The organism is Streptomyces sp. NEAU-W12 (assembly GCF_026242095.1).
Lineage (GTDB): Bacteria > Actinomycetota > Actinomycetes > Streptomycetales > Streptomycetaceae > Streptomyces.
Window position 1 is genome coordinate 192,501 of record NZ_JAPJDM010000009.1, and the last position, 17,069, is coordinate 209,569.

The 17,069-nt window shown below is 73.7% G+C and carries 19 protein-coding genes; 8 read left to right on the forward strand and 11 right to left on the reverse strand.

The annotated features are described in order from the left end of the window. Genes ORI94_RS13650 through ORI94_RS13660 form a run of 3 tightly spaced genes read left to right on the forward strand, consistent with a single transcriptional unit; the run spans position 1 to position 1,373 of the window. Positions 1 to 429 (forward strand): roadblock/LC7 domain-containing protein, encoded by a 429-nt coding sequence (locus tag ORI94_RS13650; protein ID WP_266074924.1) that lies wholly within the window; start codon positions 1 to 3, stop codon positions 427 to 429. Position 430: 1 nt separating this feature from the next. After that, positions 431 to 790 carry a DUF742 domain-containing protein gene (locus ORI94_RS13655; RefSeq protein ID WP_266074927.1) on the forward strand — a complete coding sequence of 120 codons (360 nt, stop codon included), beginning with the start codon at positions 431 to 433 and terminating at the stop codon, positions 788 to 790. After that, the gene (locus ORI94_RS13660; protein ID WP_266074929.1) at positions 777 to 1,373 is read left to right on the forward strand and encodes a GTP-binding protein; all 597 of its coding nucleotides are present in this window, start codon (positions 777 to 779) and stop codon (positions 1,371 to 1,373) included. The genes ORI94_RS13655 and ORI94_RS13660 overlap by 14 nt, the downstream gene beginning before the upstream one ends. Positions 1,374 to 1,516: 143 nt before the next feature. Here the strand turns inward: ORI94_RS13660 and ORI94_RS13665 are convergent, their stop codons facing one another. From ORI94_RS13665 to ORI94_RS13680, 4 genes are all read right to left on the reverse strand, one after another. After that, positions 1,517 to 2,473 (reverse strand): ABC transporter substrate-binding protein, encoded by a 957-nt coding sequence (locus tag ORI94_RS13665; RefSeq protein ID WP_266074931.1) that lies wholly within the window; start codon positions 2,471 to 2,473, stop codon positions 1,517 to 1,519. Between the two features lie 104 nt (positions 2,474 to 2,577). After that, on the reverse strand, positions 2,578 to 3,243 hold the full coding sequence (locus tag ORI94_RS13670) for an ABC transporter permease (RefSeq protein ID WP_266074933.1): 666 nt from the start codon (positions 3,241 to 3,243) through the stop codon (positions 2,578 to 2,580). Further along, positions 3,240 to 3,953, reverse strand: coding sequence for an ABC transporter permease (locus ORI94_RS13675; RefSeq protein ID WP_266074935.1), 714 nt, complete (start codon positions 3,951 to 3,953; stop codon positions 3,240 to 3,242). Before ORI94_RS13675 ends, ORI94_RS13670 begins: the two co-directional genes overlap by 4 nt. Next, positions 3,950 to 5,074 (reverse strand): ABC transporter ATP-binding protein, encoded by a 1,125-nt coding sequence (locus tag ORI94_RS13680; protein WP_266074936.1) that lies wholly within the window; start codon positions 5,072 to 5,074, stop codon positions 3,950 to 3,952. The genes ORI94_RS13675 and ORI94_RS13680 overlap by 4 nt, the downstream gene beginning before the upstream one ends. An 862-nt stretch (positions 5,075 to 5,936) precedes the next feature. Here ORI94_RS13680 and ORI94_RS13685 point away from each other — a divergent pair. Then, a complete protein-coding gene (locus tag ORI94_RS13685) occupies positions 5,937 to 6,938 on the forward strand; it encodes an NAD-dependent epimerase/dehydratase family protein (protein WP_266074937.1) in 1,002 nt (333 codons plus the stop codon). Between the two features lie 37 nt (positions 6,939 to 6,975). Here ORI94_RS13685 and ORI94_RS13690 read toward each other — a convergent pair whose 3' ends face one another. Then, on the reverse strand, positions 6,976 to 8,088 hold the full coding sequence (locus ORI94_RS13690; protein ID WP_266074939.1) for a sensor histidine kinase: 1,113 nt from the start codon (positions 8,086 to 8,088) through the stop codon (positions 6,976 to 6,978). Between the two features lie 2 nt (positions 8,089 to 8,090). Further along, positions 8,091 to 8,813: a response regulator transcription factor gene (locus ORI94_RS13695; protein ID WP_266074941.1), complete on the reverse strand. Its 723-nt coding sequence runs from the start codon at positions 8,811 to 8,813 to the stop codon at positions 8,091 to 8,093. 103 nt (positions 8,814 to 8,916) lie between these two features. Here ORI94_RS13695 and ORI94_RS13700 point away from each other — a divergent pair, with 103 nt between their 5' ends. Genes ORI94_RS13700 through ORI94_RS13710 form a run of 3 tightly spaced genes read left to right on the forward strand, consistent with a single transcriptional unit; the run spans position 8,917 to position 11,008 of the window. Beyond that, entirely contained in the window at positions 8,917 to 9,645 is a 729-nt protein-coding gene (locus ORI94_RS13700; protein ID WP_266074943.1) for a glycosyltransferase family 2 protein, read from the forward strand. After that, a complete protein-coding gene (locus ORI94_RS13705) occupies positions 9,642 to 10,277 on the forward strand; it encodes a TIGR04282 family arsenosugar biosynthesis glycosyltransferase (protein ID WP_266074944.1) in 636 nt (211 codons plus the stop codon). Before ORI94_RS13700 ends, ORI94_RS13705 begins: the two co-directional genes overlap by 4 nt. Then, positions 10,274 to 11,008 carry a methyltransferase domain-containing protein gene (locus tag ORI94_RS13710; RefSeq protein WP_416237817.1) on the forward strand — a complete coding sequence of 245 codons (735 nt, stop codon included), beginning with the start codon at positions 10,274 to 10,276 and terminating at the stop codon, positions 11,006 to 11,008. The genes ORI94_RS13705 and ORI94_RS13710 overlap by 4 nt, the downstream gene beginning before the upstream one ends. 117 nt (positions 11,009 to 11,125) lie before the next feature. Here ORI94_RS13710 and ORI94_RS13715 read toward each other — a convergent pair whose 3' ends face one another. Then, a complete protein-coding gene (locus ORI94_RS13715; RefSeq protein WP_266074948.1) occupies positions 11,126 to 11,608 on the reverse strand; it encodes a hypothetical protein in 483 nt (160 codons plus the stop codon). An 88-nt stretch (positions 11,609 to 11,696) separates the two neighbouring features. Beyond that, the gene (locus ORI94_RS13720; RefSeq protein WP_266074950.1) at positions 11,697 to 13,022 is read right to left on the reverse strand and encodes a molybdopterin-dependent oxidoreductase; all 1,326 of its coding nucleotides are present in this window, start codon (positions 13,020 to 13,022) and stop codon (positions 11,697 to 11,699) included. A 113-nt stretch (positions 13,023 to 13,135) separates the two neighbouring features. Between ORI94_RS13720 and ORI94_RS13725 the strand changes: the two genes are divergently transcribed. After that, on the forward strand, positions 13,136 to 14,527 hold the full coding sequence (locus tag ORI94_RS13725) for a hypothetical protein (protein ID WP_416237818.1): 1,392 nt from the start codon (positions 13,136 to 13,138) through the stop codon (positions 14,525 to 14,527). A gap of 81 nt (positions 14,528 to 14,608) precedes the next feature. On the opposite strand, the gene msrB is transcribed toward ORI94_RS13725, so the two are convergent. The 3 genes from msrB to ORI94_RS13740 form a co-directional block, all read right to left on the reverse strand. Continuing rightward, positions 14,609 to 15,016 (reverse strand): peptide-methionine (R)-S-oxide reductase MsrB, encoded by a 408-nt coding sequence (gene msrB / locus ORI94_RS13730; protein ID WP_266074952.1) that lies wholly within the window; start codon positions 15,014 to 15,016, stop codon positions 14,609 to 14,611. Between the two features lie 49 nt (positions 15,017 to 15,065). Next, positions 15,066 to 16,454: a UDP-N-acetylmuramate--L-alanine ligase gene (gene murC, locus ORI94_RS13735; RefSeq protein ID WP_266074954.1), complete on the reverse strand. Its 1,389-nt coding sequence runs from the start codon at positions 16,452 to 16,454 to the stop codon at positions 15,066 to 15,068. Positions 16,455 to 16,517: 63 nt separating this feature from the next. Then, positions 16,518 to 16,991: an indole-3-glycerol phosphate synthase gene (locus ORI94_RS13740; protein ID WP_266074955.1), complete on the reverse strand. Its 474-nt coding sequence runs from the start codon at positions 16,989 to 16,991 to the stop codon at positions 16,518 to 16,520. Between the last annotated feature and the right edge of the window lie 78 nt (positions 16,992 to 17,069).

Genomic DNA, 17,069 nt, shown 5'->3' on the forward strand with positions numbered 1-17,069 from the left:
ATGACACGCCCCATACCCGCCACTCACACCCAGCTCGATCAGCTGCTGACCGGACTCGTGGAGCGGGTCGCCGACGTGAACCAGGCCGTGGTCCTGTCCGAGGACGGGCTGGTGGTCAGCAAGTCCACCGGGTTCCTGCGCGACGACGCGGAACGTCTGGCGGCCACCGCGTCCGGACTGATGAGCCTCAGCAAGGGCGTCAGCATGGACTTCCGCGGCGGCCCGGTGCGCCAGGCCCTCATCGAGATGGCCAACAGCTATCTGATCCTGACCTCGGCCGGGCCCGGCGCCCACCTCGTGGTGCTCACCGGCCCGGGCGCGGACGTCGGCGTGGTCGCGTACCAGATGAACATGCTGGTGAAGAAGATCGGCGAGCACCTCAGCGCGGCGCCCCGGGGCACGACAGGTTCCTCCGACTCCGGCGCGTGAGGTGGGCGGAGGCGATTTCCCGGGCCGGCTCGTCCGACCGTTCACGCTGACCGGCGGCCGGACGCAGCCCAGCCGCGCCGACTTCACGCTCATCACGACGGTGACGACGGTCGAGCCCCAGCCCGAGGCGGCCACCCGGCTGCAACCCGAGCACACCCGCATTCTGCGGCTGTGCGCGGAGCCCCTCGCGGTGGCGGAACTCGCGGCGCGCCTCGACCTCCCGATGAGCGTGGTCGTGATCATGCTCTGCGACCTGCTGGAGGCGGGCCGGATCACCGTCCGCCCCCCGCACCACGTCACCCGTACCTCCCCGGACCTGGATCTGCTGCAGAAAGTGAGGGACGGCCTTGGCCGGCTCTGACATCACCGCTACGGCGCCCACCGAGCGTCCGGCACCCGACACGGTCAAGATTCTGATCGCCGGGGGCTTCGGCGTGGGCAAGACCACCATGGTCGGCTCGGTCAGCGAGATCGCCCCGCTGCGCACCGAGGAACCGCTGACCATGGCGGGCCTGGGTGTCGACGACCTCGACGGCATCGAGGAGAAACGTGCCACCACCGTGGCGCTGGACTTCGGCCGGATCACCGTCTCCGACGACCTCGTGCTGTACCTGTTCGGCACACCGGGCCAGCAGCGGTTCTGGTTCATGTGGAACGACCTGTCCCTCGGCGCGCTGGGCGCGGTGGTCCTGGTCGATGTGCGCCGGCCCGAGTCCAGCTTCGCGGCGATCGACTTCTTCGAGCGCCGGGGCATCCCGTTCGTCATCGCCGTGAACGGCTTCCACGGGGAGCACCCCTATCCGGTCGAGGACATCCGGGAGTCGCTGGCCCTCCCGGAGGGCGTGCCGGTGCTGCTGTGCGACGCGCGGGACCGGACGTCGTCCAGGGACGTGCTGATCGCCCTGCTGGACCGGCTGATCGCCGCCGCCACGCCGGCGGGGTAGAGGCGCGGGTCAGGTGCGGTGGGGCACGCCGGGAACGCAGGCGGGGCGCGGCCCTTTGCGGACCGCGCCCCGCCCCCGGAAGAAGAACCGTCGCTCCGGGGGCCTCGGCCGGCGAAGCGTCCGGGACGGCCGCCCGTTCCCCGTCAGACCAGTCCGGCCGACTCCAGCCAGGCCTTCGCCACGTCCAGCGGGTCCTTCTTGTCCAACTGGACCTGGGCGTCGAGGTCGAGCAGGGTCTCGGTGTCCAGCTTGGCGGAGACCGCGTTGAGCGCGTCCACACCCTCCTGGGGGAGGGCGTCCTTGTGGACCAGCGGGGTCACGTTGGCGAATCCGAAGAGGTTCTCCGGGTCTTTCAGGACGACGAACTTCTCCTTCACGATCGTCGGGTCCGTGGTGAAGATGTCCGCCGCCTGCACCTCGTTCTGGGTGAGCGCCGCCTGGGTCAGCGGGCCGCCCGCGTCCAGCGCCTTGAACGACTTGAACTCCAGCCCGTAGACGGACTTCAGGCCCTCCAGGCCCTGGCGCCGGGTCTGGAACTCGGGCGAACCGCCGATCACCAGCTCCGGCGCGATGTCCTCGAGGTCGGCGAGCGTCGACGACTCGGTGAGGCCGTACTTCTCGGCGGTCCGGGCGTTGACGCCGACCGAGTCCTTGTCCTCGGCCGGCGACGGGTCCAGCAGCGTCAGCTTCTTGTCGAGCTTGGCCTTGACGGCGGTGTTGACGGCCTCCGCGGACTCCTGCTCGGCCTCGGGGTCGAGGTGGGCGAGCAGGGAACCGTTGTACTCGGGCAGAACGGTGATGGAGCCGTTCCTCATCAGACCGTAGGTCGTCTCCCGGCTGCCGATGTTGTGTTTGTAGGTGACCTTGAGGCCCTTGGCCCTGAGCGCCTCGCCGTAGATGTCGGCGAGCAGAGTGCTCTCGGCGAAGTTGTTGGAGCCGACGACGACGGTGCCTGCCTCCGCCTTCTCCTCCTCGAGGGGGTTGTCGGAGGTGTCGCCGGACGAACAGCCCGCGAGCAGGGCCGCCGCCGCGGTGAGCGCGACGGCCGCCGCACCGGTGTGCCTCGTTCTGGACCAGCTGCTCTTGGCGGTATGAGTCATCCACCGATCCAATCCAGCCGCTTCACTCTCCGTCAAGCGCGGCCGGATCACGGTTGGCACTCGTACGCGTCGGACCGTGCGACGAGGCGCCCCGGTGCCCGCTCCTACCGCCTGCGCACCCCGGGCGACACCACGAAGCGTCCCGCCGCCCAGAACAGCGTGAGCGTGACGAGCGCCAGGACCGCCACCAGGGTGGCACCGCCGACCACCTTCTCGTAGTCGCGCTGGTAGAGCCCGTCGATGATGTACCGGCCGAGGCCGCCGAGGCTGACGTACGCGGCGATGGTGGCCGTGGAGACGATCTGGATGGCCGCCGAGCGCAGTCCGCTGAGGATGAGCGGCAGCGCCACCGGCACCTCGACCTGGAAGAGGATCCGCGACTCGGGCATGCCCATGCCGCGGGCGGCGTCCACCGGTGAGGGGTCCACGGTGCGGACCGCCTCGTAGGTGGTCACCAGGATCGGCGGGACGGCCAGGACGACCAGGGGGATCATCACGGGCAGCAGGCCGAAGCCGATCAGCAGGACCACCAGCACCAGCAGGCCGAAACTGGGCAGGGCGCGGGCGGCGTTGGCGATGAAGGCGAGCGCGTTCCCGCCGCGGCCGGTGTGCCCGGTCAGCAGGCCGACGGGCAGGCCGATCGCGGCGGCGACGGCGAGCGCCAGCAGCGAGTACTGGACGTGCTCGAGGAAGCGCTGCGGAATGCCGTCGTAGCCCTGCCAGTTGGCGCTGTCGCCGAAGAACGCGTGGGCGAAGTCGATGATGTTCACGGGGCCTCGACCTCGGCTTCTTCGAACCGTCCCGGCCGCACGGCGGACCCGGCCCCGGAGGCGGACCGGGCGCCACGGGGCATCCAGGGCGTGAGCAGGACCCTGAGCAGGACCAGGAGGGCGTCGCACAGGATCGCCAGGACTGCCATGGTGAGCACGGCGTTCACCGCGAGCTCGGGCCGGTCGTACTTCTGCGCGGCCGCGAGCAGGTTGCCGAGGGCTCCCTGGTTGCCGATCAGGGCGCCGACGCTGACCAGGGAGATGCTGGACGCGGTGGCGACCCGCAGGCCGGCGATGATGGCGGGCGCGGCGATCGGCAGCTGCACCTGGGTGTAGCGCCGTACGGGGCCGAAGCCCATGGCGGTGGCGGCGGCCAGGGTCTCGTCCGGTACCGAGCGCACGCCGTCGACGATCGCCGGGATCAGCACCACCAGGCTGTACAGGGCCAGCGGGATCATCACGGTGAGTTCGGTCTGGCCGGTGTAGTCGATCAGGACGACGAAGAACGCCAGGGACGGGATGGCGTACAGCACGGTCGTCAGGCCGAGCACCGGCGGGTACAGCCAGCGGAAGCGGCCGCACAGCTGGGCGACGGGCAGCGCGAGCAGCAGCCCGGCGGCGACCGGGACCAGCGCCTCCCTCAGGTGCACCCCGATCAGGCCGGTCCAGGTGTGCTGGAGGTCGCTGGGGATGTCGAAGAAGCCGTTCATCCGGCGACCTTCTCGTCGCCGGCGCGGCCGTCCTGGTGCGCGGTGCGGATGGCGTCGCCGATGGTCTGCTGGGAGACGACGCCCCGTACCCGGCCGGCGTCGTCCACGGCGACGGCCCAGCCGGTCGGGGAGAGCACGGCGCAGTCGAGCGCGACCCGCAGCGAGTCCACGCCGGGCACGAACGGCCGCCCGTAGGGCAGGAGCTGGTCGGTGCGGATGTCCCCGGCGGTCAGCCGGCGCGGCTCGGACCAGCCGAGCGGGCGCCCCTCGTCGTCGGTCACCAGGAGGTGGGCGGCGTCGGCGGCGCCGATCCGCTCGGCGGTGGCGTCCGGCCGGATCACGGTGTCGGTGGCCAGTTCCAGCGCGGCGGTGGTGAGGAAGGAGAGCCGGCGGATGCCCCGGTCGGCGCCGAGGAAGTCCTCGACGAACGCGTCGGCGGGGTCGGACAGCAGTTCGGCGGGCGGCGCGTACTGGGCGAGCCGGCCGCCTTCCCGCAGGACGGCGACCATGGTGCCGAGTTTGACCGCCTCGTCGATGTCGTGGGTGACGAAGACGATGGTCTTGCCCAGCTCCTCCTGGATCCGCAGGAGTTCGTCCTGGAGGCCCTTGCGGACCACCGGGTCGACGGCCGAGAACGGCTCGTCCATCAGCAGCACCGGCGGGTCCGCGGCGAGCGCCCGCGCCACCCCGACGCGCTGCTGCTGGCCACCGGAGAGCTGGTACGGGTACCGCTTGGCCATGGCGGTGTCGAGGCCCACCCGCTCCATCAGCTCCGCCGCCCGCTCCCGGGCCCGCTGCTTGCCCCAGCCGAGCATGCGGGGCACGGTGGCGATGTTGTCGACGATCGTGCGGTGCTGGAACAGTCCGGCGTTCTGGATGACGTATCCCATGGACCGGCGCAGGCTGGTGACCGGCCGGCGCTGGATGTCCTCGCCGTCGAGCAGGATCGTTCCCTCGGTGGGTTCGACCATGCGGTTGATCATGCGCAGGGTGGTCGTCTTGCCGCACCCCGACGGTCCGACGAGGACGGTGACGGAGCGGTCGGGAATCTCCAGGGAGAGCCGGTCGACCGCCACCGTGCCGTCCGGATAGCGCTTCGTGACTGATTCGATCCGTATCAAGACGCCGGATGCCCTTCGGGTGGCTGGAAATTCTTGCCGAGACGGCCGCGCGGTCTGCCGCCGGTCGAGTGTAGACGGCACCTGTGACAGCGCCCGGGGAACGTGCTGTCCGTGTCCCCGGGCCCGTGCGCCCCGCGTCCGTGGCACACCCACCCGCCGGACGGGCTGCCCCCCGCAGCCACCTGCCCCGCGCCCACCACGGGAAACGCCCTTGAAGCCCGCTGTCCGGAACGCCTCCGGGACCGGGTGCCGCAGGAGGAGCGGGGGAGGACGTACGACTGCCCGTCGTGGACGGCGGTCCGCGCGAGCCACCCGGACCGCGCCCTGACGGTGACACTGCCGGGGGGCGCGGAGCCGCACGGAGTACGGCCACGAGGAGACGACGGCGGGCGGCGGCGGGCGGCGGCAGCCGAGGCCGCGGGTGGACCCGTGACGCGTCCGGCAGGTGCTGGACAACCCGTCGGCCGACGCCGCCGTGCGCACCCCGCCCGGCGCCCGGGCCGACGCGTCCGTGGCCGTGTCCGGGCCTGACACGGGTCGCCGACGACGGGCCGGCATCCCGGCCGAGGGCCGGGAGCGGGTGCTCGACCGGTTCCACCGGGTCGGCAAGGCCCGCGGCCGCGGCCGGGCGCCAGCGGGCCGGGCCTCGCGGTCGCCAGGTCCCCGGCCCGGGCGCACGGCGGCGAGGTCGGGCCGGGCACCGGCGGACGGGGGGCCGACGGTCCTCACCGTACGGCTCCCCCCCTCGACGGGCCGGGCCCCGCCGACGGTTGACGCCATGCCGGACTCCGGGTCTTACGGACCGGTGACGTGCGGGGCGTGGAGCGGCCTTCGGGCGGGGGCGCGGGCCTAGCGTGGCCGTATGCGTGTACTGGTCACCGGCGGTGCCGGGTTCATCGGGTCCCATGTCGTGGAGGCGCTGCGGGCGCGCGGGCACGAGCCCGTGGTGTACGACGTCCGCACCGATCCGGCGGCGGACGTGCGCGACGCCGGCGCCGTGCGCGACGCCCTGTCCGGTGTCGACGCCGTCTGCCACCAGGCGGCGAGGGTCGGCCTCGGCACCGGCTTCGCCGACGCCCCCGCGTACGTCTCCCACAACGACCTGGGCACGGCGGTGCTGCTGGCCGCGATGGAGGCGGCCGGGGTGGGGCGCCTCGTCCTGGCGGGGTCGATGGTGGTGTACGGCGAGGGCCGCTACTCCTGCACCCGGCACGGGGTGGTGCGTCCCGGCCCGCGCGCCGTCACCGACCTCGAGGCCGGGCGCTTCGAACCCGCCTGCCCCGCCTGCGGGTCGGCCCTCTCCCCCGGCCCGGTCGGCGAGGACGCTCCCGTCGACCCGCGCAACGTGTACGCGGCGACCAAGCTGACGCAGGAGCACCTGGCCGCCGCCTGGGCCCGGTCGACGGGCGGGAGGGCGGTGTCGCTGCGCTACCACAACGTCTACGGTCCCGGGATGCCCCGCGACACCCCGTACGCGGGCGTGGCCTCCTTCTTCCGCTCGGCGCTGGCCCGCGGCGAGGCGCCCCGCGTCTTCGAGGACGGCCGTCAGCGCCGGGACTTCGTGCACGTACGGGACGTGGCGGCGGCCAATGCCGCGGCGCTGGAGGCCGATACGGCGCGGGGCGCGCTCACCGCGTACAACACGGGCAGCGGCACGCCCCACACGGTCGGCGAGATGGCCCACGCCCTGGCCTCGGCGTACGGCGGCCCGGAACCGGTGGTCACGGGCGAGTACCGGCTGGGCGACGTCCGCCACATCACGGCCGACTCCACCCGTCTGCGGACCGGCCTGTCCTGGAAACCGGAGATCACCTTCGAGGACGGGATGCGCGAGTTCGCGGCGGCGGGGCTGCGGGGGGACTGAAGTCCTCCCCGGACGGGGGCGGGCAGGCCGGCGGGGGTCAGTTCTCCGGTGCGGGGAGGGTGACCTCGAAGCGGCAGCCGCCGGTGACGTTGCGGACGGCGGCGGTGCCCCGGTGGGCCTCCACGAGGCCGCGGACGATGGCGAGGCCCAGGCCCGCGCCGGCGGGCGGGGTGCGGGCGTGGGTGCCCCGCCAGCCGGTGTCGAAGACGCGGGGCAGGTCCTCGTCGGGGATGCCGCCGCAGCCGTCCGTCACGGAGAGGACCACGCCGTCGGCGAAGCGTTCGGCCGCGACGGCGACGGTGCCGTCGGCCGGGGTCCGGCGGATCGCGTTGACCAGCAGGTTGCCCAGGACGCGGCTCATCTCCCGGCCGTCCACCTCCACGGGCACCGGTTCGACCCGGGCGCCGACGAGCCGTACGCCGTGCTCGCGGGCGAGCGGGTCCGCGCCGGCGAGGGCGTCGCCGACCAGGTCGTACAGGGACATCCGGGAGAGGGACAGGGTGAGGGCGCCCGCGTGGATGCGGGAGAGTTCGAAGAGGTCGCCGACCATGCCGTTGAGGCGTTCCACCTCGGTGCGGATCTGGCGGAGGTAGCGGTCGGGTTCGGCGGCGACTCCGTCCTCCAGGGCCTCGGCCATCGCGCGGAGCCCGGCGAGCGGGGTGCGCAGGTCGTGGGAGATCCAGGCGACGAGTTCCCTGCGGGAGGACTCCAGGGCGCGCTCGCGGTTCCGGGACTCGGCGAGCTTGTCGCTGGTGGCCTGCAGTTCCCTGCTGACCGCGGCGAGTTCGGCGGTGACCGGACCGTCGGGGGCGGCGAAGTCCCCGCCGTCGCCGAAGGAACGGGCGGCGAGCGCCAGGTCCCGGCTGCGGGCGACGACCCAGCGGCCGAGCAGCAGCGCGGTCGCCATGGAGACCACGGCGGCCATCGCGACGACGGTCGTCACCACGGTCAGGTCGTGCGCCGAGAGGAACATCGCCTGTGCGACGGCCAGCGTGCCCGCGAGCATCGCGGTGACCGCGACGGCCACGACGACCGCGAGATGCGCGGTGAGCGTCCGCCGCCGGATCAGCAGCAGGACGCACGCGCCGAGCGCCCCGGCCGCGGCGGCGCCGAGGAAGGCGAACAGGGCGATGAGCAGCATGTCGCGCACGCTCAGTCCTCCCCGCTCGCGGGGTCGAAGCGGTAGCCGACGCCCCACACCGTCTGGATGAGGCGGGGCCGTGCCGGATCGTCCTCGACCTTGCCGCGCAGCCGCCGTACGTGCACGGTGACGGTGGACAGGTCTCCGAAGTCCCAGCCCCACACCTCGCGCATCAGCTCCTCCCGCGCGTAGGCCCGCCCGGGGTGGCGCAGCAGGAACGCGAGGAGGTCGAACTCGCGGATGGTCAGAGCCAGTCCGGTGCCGTGCTTGGTGGCGCGGCGGGCGGCGGGGTCGACCTGGAGCCCGGCGGCGCGCAGGACGCCGGGCGCGGGGGAGGCGGCGGGGCGGGTGCGGCGCAGTACGGACTCGACGCGCAGCACCAGCTCGCGGGGGCTGAAGGGCTTGGTCACGTAGTCGTCGGCGCCGACCTCGAGGCCGAGGATGCGGTCGTCCTCGTCGCCTCGCGCGGTGAGCATGATGACCGGCACTGGCCCTTGGCCGCGCATCCGGCGGCACACCTCCAGGCCGTCCATGCCGGGCAGCATCAGGTCGAGCACGACGAGGTCCGGCCAGTGGTCCGCCGCCCTGGCGAGCGCGTCGGGGCCGTCACCGGCCCGGTCGACGACGTATCCGGCACGGTCCAGGTAGCCCGTGACGATCTCGGCGACGGTGGGGTCGTCGTCGACGACGAGGACCCGGGCGCCGGCCTCCGCGGGTGACTGCTGCTGCTCCATGCGGTCAGCCTCGCACCCCGCGCGCGCGTCCGGGGCGGCCGGCCGCCGACGTCCGTGTTTCGTAAGGAACCGATGTCCGGTATGCCGGGTTCGCGTTCGTAGGGTGAAAGCTGTGACCACCTCCCCCTTCTCTTCCTCCTCCGCTCCGCCGTCGGCGGGTGTGGACGTCGTCCTCCCCTGCCTGGACGAGGCCGAGGCCCTGCCGTGGGTGCTGGAGCGCGTCCCGCCCGGCTGGCGCGCGCTCGTCGTGGACAACGGTTCGACGGACGGCTCGGACCGGATCGCCCGCGAGCTCGGCGCGACCGTCCTCCGCGAGCAGCGGCGGGGTTTCGGGGCCGCCTGCCACGCGGGGCTGACCGCGGCCACCGCCGACATCGTGTGCTTCTGCGACTGCGACGCCTCCCTGCATCCGGCCGACCTGGTGCCGTTCGTGCAGGAGATCCGGGCGGGGAAGGCCGACCTGGTGCTCGGAAGGCGCCGGCCGCAGGCCCGCGGCGCCTGGCCGGCCCATGCCAGGGCGGGCAATCTCGCACTCGCCCGGCTGCTGCGCCGCCGCACCGGACTGCGACTGCGCGACCTCGGTCCGCTGCGCGCGGCCCGGCGCACGGACCTGCTCGCCCTCGGGCTGGCCGACCGGCGCAGCGGCTATCCGCTCGAGATGGTGGTGCGGGCCGCCGACGCGGGCTGGAGGGTCACCGAGCACGACGTTCCGTACCTGCCCCGCTCCGGCACGTCCAAGGTGACCGGCACCTGGCGCGGCACGTTCCAGGCGGTACGGGACATGAACCGGGTCCTGCGCGGGGCACCGGAGCGTACGGGGGCGGCCTCATGAGCGCGGCTCCCCCGGCGCCCGGCCCCGTGACCCTGCTCGTCATCGCGAAGGAACCCCGTCCCGGCCGGGTCAAGACCCGGCTGACGCCGCCGTTCACGCCCGAGGAGGCGGCGGGGCTCGCCGAGGCCGCGCTGGCGGACACCCTGGACGTGGTGACGCGCACCCCCGCACGGCGGCGGGTCCTGGTGCTGGACGGCGCCCCGGGCCCGTGGCTGCCGGCCGGCCTCGAGGTCGTGCCGCAGTGCGCGGGCGGCCTCGACGAACGGCTGGCCGCCGCCTTCGCGCAGTGCGACGGACCCGCCCTCCTCATCGGCATGGACACGCCCCAGGTGACGCCGGAGCTGCTGACGGTGGACTTCGCCGACTGCGACGCGTACTTCGGTCCCGCCGAGGACGGCGGCTTCTGGGCACTGGGGCTGGCCGTGCCCGACCCCGGGCTGCTGCGCGGGGTCCCCATGTCGACCCCGGACACGGGTGCCGCGCAGCGGCGGCGGCTCGCGCGTCTGCGGGTGCGGGAGTTGCCGCGGCTGCGGGACGTGGACACGGCGTACGACGCCGAAGTGGTCGCCGGCGCGGCACCGGGCGGACGGTTCGCCGCCCGGCTGGCACGGCTGACGGCGACGCACCGGTGAGCCCGGTGCGGGCAACGGCTGCCGCACGCACGGCGCCTCGGCGGACGCCCGGCCGGCGGGTGTCCTCCCCGGAATCCTCCTGGTCCGCCGATCCCTACTCCGACGCCCTGCGCACCGGCCGGGGGCCGCTGTTCCTGCGCCGTGCGGACGGGTGGCTGCTGCCGCTGGACGTCGAGCGGTGGTGCGCGGCGGCCGACGCCGCCGACCTGGACGTGCTCGCGCGCTGCGAGGGCACGGTGCTGGACGTGGGCTGCGGCCCCGGACGCCTGGTCGCCGCGCTGGGCGCCCGGGGCAGGCGGGGCCTGGGCATCGACGTCAGCGAGGCCGCGGTGGCGCGGACCGTCCGCTGCGGCGGGCAGGCGCTGCGCCGCTCCGTCTTCGACCCGCTGCCCGGCACCGGCCGCTGGGGCACCGCCCTGCTCATGGACGGCAACATAGGCATCGGCGGCGATCCGCCCGCCCTGCTCGCCCGGATGGCTCAACTACTCCTTCCGGGAGGCTTGCTGCTCGTCGAGACGGCATCACACCCGGACGTCGACGAACGCGCCCTGGTGCAGGTCACCGACGCGCACGGCAGCCCCGGCCCGGCCTTCCCCTGGGCCCGCCTCGGCACTCCGGCCCTCCTGCGGCACGCGGACCACGGGGGCTGGCGCACCGACGCCCGGTGGTCGACGGGCGAGCGCTGTTTCGTCGCGCTGCGCACGGGCCGACCGGACCGGCCCGCACGCTGATCCCCGTAAGGAGAAGCCCGTACGGACGAGCCCGCACGGACGAGCCCGTACGGACAAGGGCGGGCGGCCGAGGTCCGCCACCTCGCCGTCCGCCCTTGTCCGGCCCGGCCCCGCCCGTCAGCCGTCGGCGGACGGCGGCGGGGTCCCGTCCACCACCGGCCCACGCCGCCGACGCCGTACCGGCCCGTGTCCCCGCCTCCGCGTCCGTACCGCGAACAGGACCGCCGATCCGCCGAACAGGACGGCCGTGAGAACCAGCCAGCGGGTCGCGTAGCCGTCGGCGGACAGCCCCGTGGCACCGGCGTAGCGCTCCGAGACCCTGCCGGTGATCAGCGGGAACCACACGAGCAGCAGCAGGCCCGACAGGGCGGCCGGAACCCGTACGTGGTTCACCCCCTCCCGGTGCCGGCCGGCGCTCCTCACCAGCAGGCGGTCGGCCGTCGCGTACAGCGGCAGCAGCACCAGGTCGTGGAGCACGGCCGCGCCCACGAACCACAGGGCGATCAGGAACCGGTCACCGTCGAGCAGCCGCGCCCCCGCGTACCCGCACAGGGCGAACGAGCAGAGCAGCAGGAGGAGTCGGGGAGGACTGCCGAGCACCGGCCGGAGCCGCGCCGTTGCTCGCGCGGACCTCGCGGACCTCGCGGATCGAGTGGAGCGGGTGGACGGTGTCATCGGGCAGTGCTCCTCACAGGTCGCCGAAGGTCAGCCGGGCGACCCACTTGGTGGTGAGCACGCCGGGCGCACCGGGGACGATGACGCGCGCCGGGTGGCCGTGGTCGGGGGACAGTTCCCCGCCGTTGACGGACAGGGCCAGCAGGGAGCGCGGGTCGGCGACCTGGTGGGCGTGCAGCGCGGCGCGGCGGAAGGCGCCACGGCGCTGCAGCGACTCCACGAACACGTCGACCGGGTCGTCGTGGCCGACGAGCGCGGCGAGGTCCCGCAGCCGTACGCCCCGCCACCACTGGTCCGAGGTGGACCAGCCCTCCACGCAGGCGATGGGCAGCGCCGCGCTGTGCTGCGGCAGGGCGAGCAGACCGGCGCGGTCCAGCCGGACGACGGTGCCGGTGGATCCGGCGACCTCCAGCCGCCAGGCGTCCTCGCTCGTCTCGGCCGGGCGGATGCCGGCGTACGCGGCCGTCTTGTTGATCTGGAAGGCGTTCGGTCCGGTGCCGGGCTCGGGACCGCCGTGCGGGGTGAGGACGGCGGTCCGGCGCAGCGGCCCGTCGAAGCTGCGTCCGGCGGAGGTGGCGAACAGCAGCAGCGAACCGCCGCCGACCAGCCCCAGCGCCCCGCGCCGCGAGACGGTCGGTGGATCCGGCTCGGGAGCCACCAGGCCGTCGGTGCCGTCGGTGCCGTCGCCGCAGTCCCCCTCGCCCTTCCGTTCCTCCCTCATCCGCCGCAGAGTGCGCAGTGCCACCGGTGTCTTCAGCACCGCGTGGACGACGAACGCGCCGAAGAACACCCAGGCACCGTAGAAGTGCAGCGCGTAGAAGGAGCCGGGGAAGAGGTAGTCGAGCTGGACGTTGAGGATGCCCGTGACGAACTCGAACAGCGCGCCGCCGACGAGGAGGAGCAGCGAGATCCGCTCCAGGGCGTGGGCGACCGAGCGGGCCGGCGGGAGGGTGAACAGTCTGGGCACCACCGACCACAGCTTGGCCAGCAGCACCGGGACGAGGGCGAGCCCGAACGTGACGTGGACGCCCTGGGTGAGCCGGTAGAGCCAGGGCGGGTCGGTCGGCCAGGAGAAGAGGTAGAAGCCGAGGACCCCCTTGCCGGGGGTCTTGTCGTTCACCGGTGACAGGTTCGGGTTGTACGCGGCGTACGACAGGAGTCCCGTCAGGAACAGGACCGTGAGGCCCACGAGGAGTACCAGCCCGAGCACCGAGGTGAAGCGGGCGCCGCGCACCGGGCTGCGCCAGAAGCCCGGCGAGAACGGGCCACGCGGGATGCCGCCGTGCCGCGGAGCCGCGGGGCGGCCGGCGGGAAGGGAGGACCGTGATGACCGTGCCATGCCCCGACCGTAGGTCCGGAGCACCCCCGGAAAGGGTCCGCGAACGATGACGAAACCCTGACGTCCGCGCTCGTCAGCCGCCCGGCGGAGGGCGTCCGGCCTAGCGTGACGGCGTGACCCGCGACCTTCCCTCCGTCCGCCCCGCCGGCCGGCCCTCCGCCCCTCCAGCCGGCCGGCACGGCCCCGCCCGTGATCTCGCCGCGGTCGCGGCGGCCGCGCTGCTCGTCCTGGCCGCCGTACTGGTCGGCGACGTTCTCCAGCGCCGCGACGGCACGCTGCGCGTCGGCCTGCCGCCGCTGCTGGCGCAGTGGGCGCCGCACGTCGGTCCGGGCACGCCGTCCGCGCTGCTCGTGGCGGTGGCCGTGGTGGCGTACGGCCCGTCCCTGGCGGCCCGCCTGTCCTGGCGGCCGCTGCTGCTCACGGTGTGGGGGGCGTCGCTGGCCTGGACGTGGTCGCTCGCCCTCGTCGACGGCTGGTTCCGGGGCGTCGCCGAGCAGTTGACGACACGGCACGAGTACCTGCGGGCCGTCGACCGCTTCCAGGACGTCCCCGCCGCCCTGCGCGGCTTCAGCGGGCACATCCTGCTCGACGCCCCGGACAACTGGCCCGCCCATGTCGCCGGGCACCCCCCGGGCGCGACCCTCACCTTCGTCCTGCTCGACCGGATCGGTCTGGGCGGCGGAGGCTGGGCCGGTGCCTTCTGCATCACCGTCGGCACCACGGCGGCGGTGGCGGTCCTGGTCGCCCTGCGCGCGCTCACCGAGGAGCCACTGGCCCGGCGTGCCGCACCGTTCCTGGTGCTCGCCCCGGCCGCGGTGTGGGTGGGCACGTCCGCCGACGGCTACTTCACCGCCGTCGCCGCCTGGGCCGTCGCCCTGCTCGCCCTCGCCGTGACGGGGCACCGGCCGGCCCGCACGGGTCTGGGATCGGGGCTGCTGTTCGGAGTGACCGTGTACCTGTCGTACGGGCTGACGCTGTTCGCGGTGATCGGCTCGGCGGTACTGCTGCTGGGTGGGTGGGAGTGGCGTCGGCTGCCCCGGCTGCTGCTCCCGCCGGTCGCCGGATTCCTGGTCGTACCGGTGGTGTTCACCGTGCTGGGCTTCGACTGGTGGGAGGCGTACCGGCTGCTGGTGACCCGCTACCACCAGGGGTCGGGCGGGGTGCGGCCCTACGCGTACTGGGTCTGGGCGAACCTCGCCTGCACGGTGCTGGTCGCCGGCCCCGCGACGGTGGCCGGACTGCGCCGGTGCGGGAGTGCCCTGGCGGTCCGGCGGCGGCCCGCCCCGCTCACCGGGGCCCTGGCCCCGCTGGTGCTGTCGGCACTGCTCGCGCTGTTGATCGCCGACCTGTCCGGGATGAGCAAGGCGGAGACGGAGCGCATCTGGCTGCCGTTCGTGTTCTGGCTGCTCCCCGCTGCTGCCCTGCTGCCCGCCCCGCGCGCCTGGCTCGCCGGTCAGGCGGTCCTCGCCCTGCTCCTCAACCATCTGCTCCGCACCGGATGGTAGGGCGGGGCGCCGGGAACCGCGCAGGGGCCGCCGGGGATTCCCGGCGGCCCCTGCGCGTCGGCGCGATGCGCCGTGCGGGGATCAGCTCTCGGCGGGCTGCAGCTTCAGCGAGATGCTGTTGATGCAGTACCGCTGGTCCGTGGGTGTCGCATACCCCTCACCCTTGAACACGTGCCCGAGGTGGGAGCCGCAGCGGGAGCAGCGCACCTCGGTGCGCACCATGCCGTGCGACCGGTCCTCGACCAGTTCGACCGCGTCGGAGTCCCGCGGGTCGTAGAACGAGGGCCAGCCGCAGTGCGACTCGAACTTGGTCCCCGAGGTGAACAGTTCGGCACCGCAGGCACGGCACGAGTAGACACCCTCGGTCTTGGTGTCGGTGTACTCGCCGGTGAAGGCCGGCTCCGTGGCCGCCTGGCGCAGAACGGCGTACTCGGACGGCGACAGCTCCGCGCGCCACTGCTCGTCCGGCTTCTCCACGTCGTACGACATGAGCCTCCAGCCCTTCCACTCCCACGTCGGCGTCTTGCTCCGACGCTGCTTACTTCGACAGACGGTCCAGGATCAACGGGCCGAGGTCGGTGACGTCGCCCGCTCCCATGGTGAGAACCAGATCACCGGGCTCCGCCATTCCCGCGAGGGCCTCCGGGATCTTCGCCCTGTCGTGCACCGGCGTCACGTCCGCGCCCGCCGCCCGCGCCGCGTCGATGATCAGCTCGCTCGTGACGCCGGGGATCGGGTCCTCGCGGGCCGGGTAGATGTCGAGGACGACCGAGGAGTCGGCCAGTGCCAGGGCCCGGCCCATCTCCTTGCCCAGCTCCCGGGTGCGGGAGAAGAGGTGCGGCTGGAAGACGACCAGGATGCGGGCGTCGCCCGCGGCGGCGCGCATCGCCTCCAGGTCGGCGGTCATCTCGGTCGGGTGGTGCGCGTAGGAGTCGATGACCTGGACGCCCGCCGCCTCGCCCTTGAGCTGCAGGCGCCGGTTCACCCCGGTGTACGCGGCCAGTGCCGGGGCCAGTTCGGCGGCCGGGATGCCGAGCGCGACGCCCGCGGCGAGCGCGGCCACCGCGTTGTGCGCGTAGTGGCGGCCCGGGACGGACACCGTGAAGGTGAGCGGGGTGCCCCCGAACTCGACGGTCACCTCGCTCTTGAGCCCCTGCGGCACGACCGACGTCACCCGCACGTCGGCGTCCGCCGCCTCGCCGTACGTCACGGTCCGGACCGAGCCGTCCAGCCGCCGGGTCAGCTCCCGCGCGCCCTCGTGGTCCGACGAGATCACCAGCGTGCCGCCGGGTACGATCCGGCCGACGAACGTCTCGAAGGACTCGTGGATCTCCTCCATGGACGCGTAGTTGGCGTGGTGGTCCAGCTCCACGTTGAGGATGATCGCGACCTCGGGCGCGTACGCGTGGAAGCTGCGGTCGGACTCGTCCGCCTCGGCGACGAAGATCTCGCCGTCGCCGTGCAGCGCGTTGGAACCGGGCACGTCCAGGTCGCCGCCGATGGCGTACGACGGCCGGCGGCCCAGCTCGGTCAGGGAGACGGCCAGCATCGAGGTGGTCGTGGTCTTGCCGTGGGTGCCGGCCACCGCGATCGGACGCAGGCCCTCCATGAGGGCGGCCAGCGCGTCGGAGCGGTGGACCACGGGTACGCCCAGTTCGGCCGCGCGGACCAGCTCCGGGTTGTCCTCGCGGATCGCCGACGAGACGACCACGCAGCTCGCGTCGCCGGCCAGGTGCCCGGCCGCGTGCCCGATGTGCACGGTGGCGCCCAGCGCGCGCAGCGCCTCGGCGGTGGCGGACTCCCTGGTGTCGCTGCCGGCCACCTCGGCGCCGCGCTGGGCGAGGATCTTCGCGATGCCCGACATCCCGGCGCCGCCGATGCCGATGAAGTGCGGTCGGTCCATGGCGGTAGGAAGGCCGGGTGCCATGCGTGTCTCTCCCCAGTGGTGATGAGTTGTCCTCGCGCCCTCGCGGGAAGGCGCCGCCCCACCCTATGCCTTGCTGTGCGAGAACAGTTTCAGGACCGGTACCCCCACCTTGTGCCGGGCCCGGGAGGCCCAGTCGCGGTGGAAGAACTCCTCCACGTAGTGCGGGTCGGTGAGCACGATCACCTCGTCCGCCTCCGCCTCCTGGACCATCGTTCTCAGCGCGTCCAGGGGGTGGTCCTCGATCAGCCGGCCCTCGGCCCGGTGACCGGCGGCGCGCAGGGCCTGCAGGGACACCCCCAGGGCCCGCTCCCCCATGGTCATGGCCTCCTCGCCCTCGGGGGTCTCCCCCTCGCGGACGGCGTCGTCGAGCTCGCCGAGGGCCACGTCGTCGATGGCCCGGAGCAGCCGGTCCGCCTGCTCTCCGCGCGGCTGGAGCAGCACCAGGAAGGTGACCACGTCGTCGCCGTGCAAGGTGGTGACGAACTCCACGTCGGCGGACGTCAGTGCCTTCTCGATCATCAGTACGCTGGTGAACACCAGGCGCCCCTTCTCGTCGGAGGGCCGTGGGCCCTCTCCCCGTGGGCCGAGCCGGGCCCTGCGGAAACCATCCTGCCC

What these genes read in the sequence shown, in the direction of transcription:
- ORI94_RS13650 (WP_266074924.1), top strand. Translation starts at nt 1, where the DNA reads ATGACACGCCCCATACCCGCCACTCACACCCAGCTCGATCAGCTGCTG.
- ORI94_RS13665 (WP_266074931.1), bottom strand. Translation starts at nt 2,473, where the DNA reads ATGACTCATACCGCCAAGAGCAGCTGGTCCAGAACGAGGCACACCGGT.
- ORI94_RS13675 (WP_266074935.1), bottom strand. Translation starts at nt 3,953, where the DNA reads ATGAACGGCTTCTTCGACATCCCCAGCGACCTCCAGCACACCTGGACC.
- ORI94_RS13685 (WP_266074937.1), top strand. Translation starts at nt 5,937, where the DNA reads ATGCGTGTACTGGTCACCGGCGGTGCCGGGTTCATCGGGTCCCATGTC.
- ORI94_RS13695 (WP_266074941.1), bottom strand. Translation starts at nt 8,813, where the DNA reads ATGGAGCAGCAGCAGTCACCCGCGGAGGCCGGCGCCCGGGTCCTCGTC.
- ORI94_RS13705 (WP_266074944.1), top strand. Translation starts at nt 9,642, where the DNA reads ATGAGCGCGGCTCCCCCGGCGCCCGGCCCCGTGACCCTGCTCGTCATC.
- ORI94_RS13720 (WP_266074950.1), bottom strand. Translation starts at nt 13,022, where the DNA reads ATGGCACGGTCATCACGGTCCTCCCTTCCCGCCGGCCGCCCCGCGGCT.
- msrB (WP_266074952.1), bottom strand. Translation starts at nt 15,016, where the DNA reads ATGTCGTACGACGTGGAGAAGCCGGACGAGCAGTGGCGCGCGGAGCTG.
- murC (WP_266074954.1), bottom strand. Translation starts at nt 16,454, where the DNA reads ATGGCACCCGGCCTTCCTACCGCCATGGACCGACCGCACTTCATCGGC.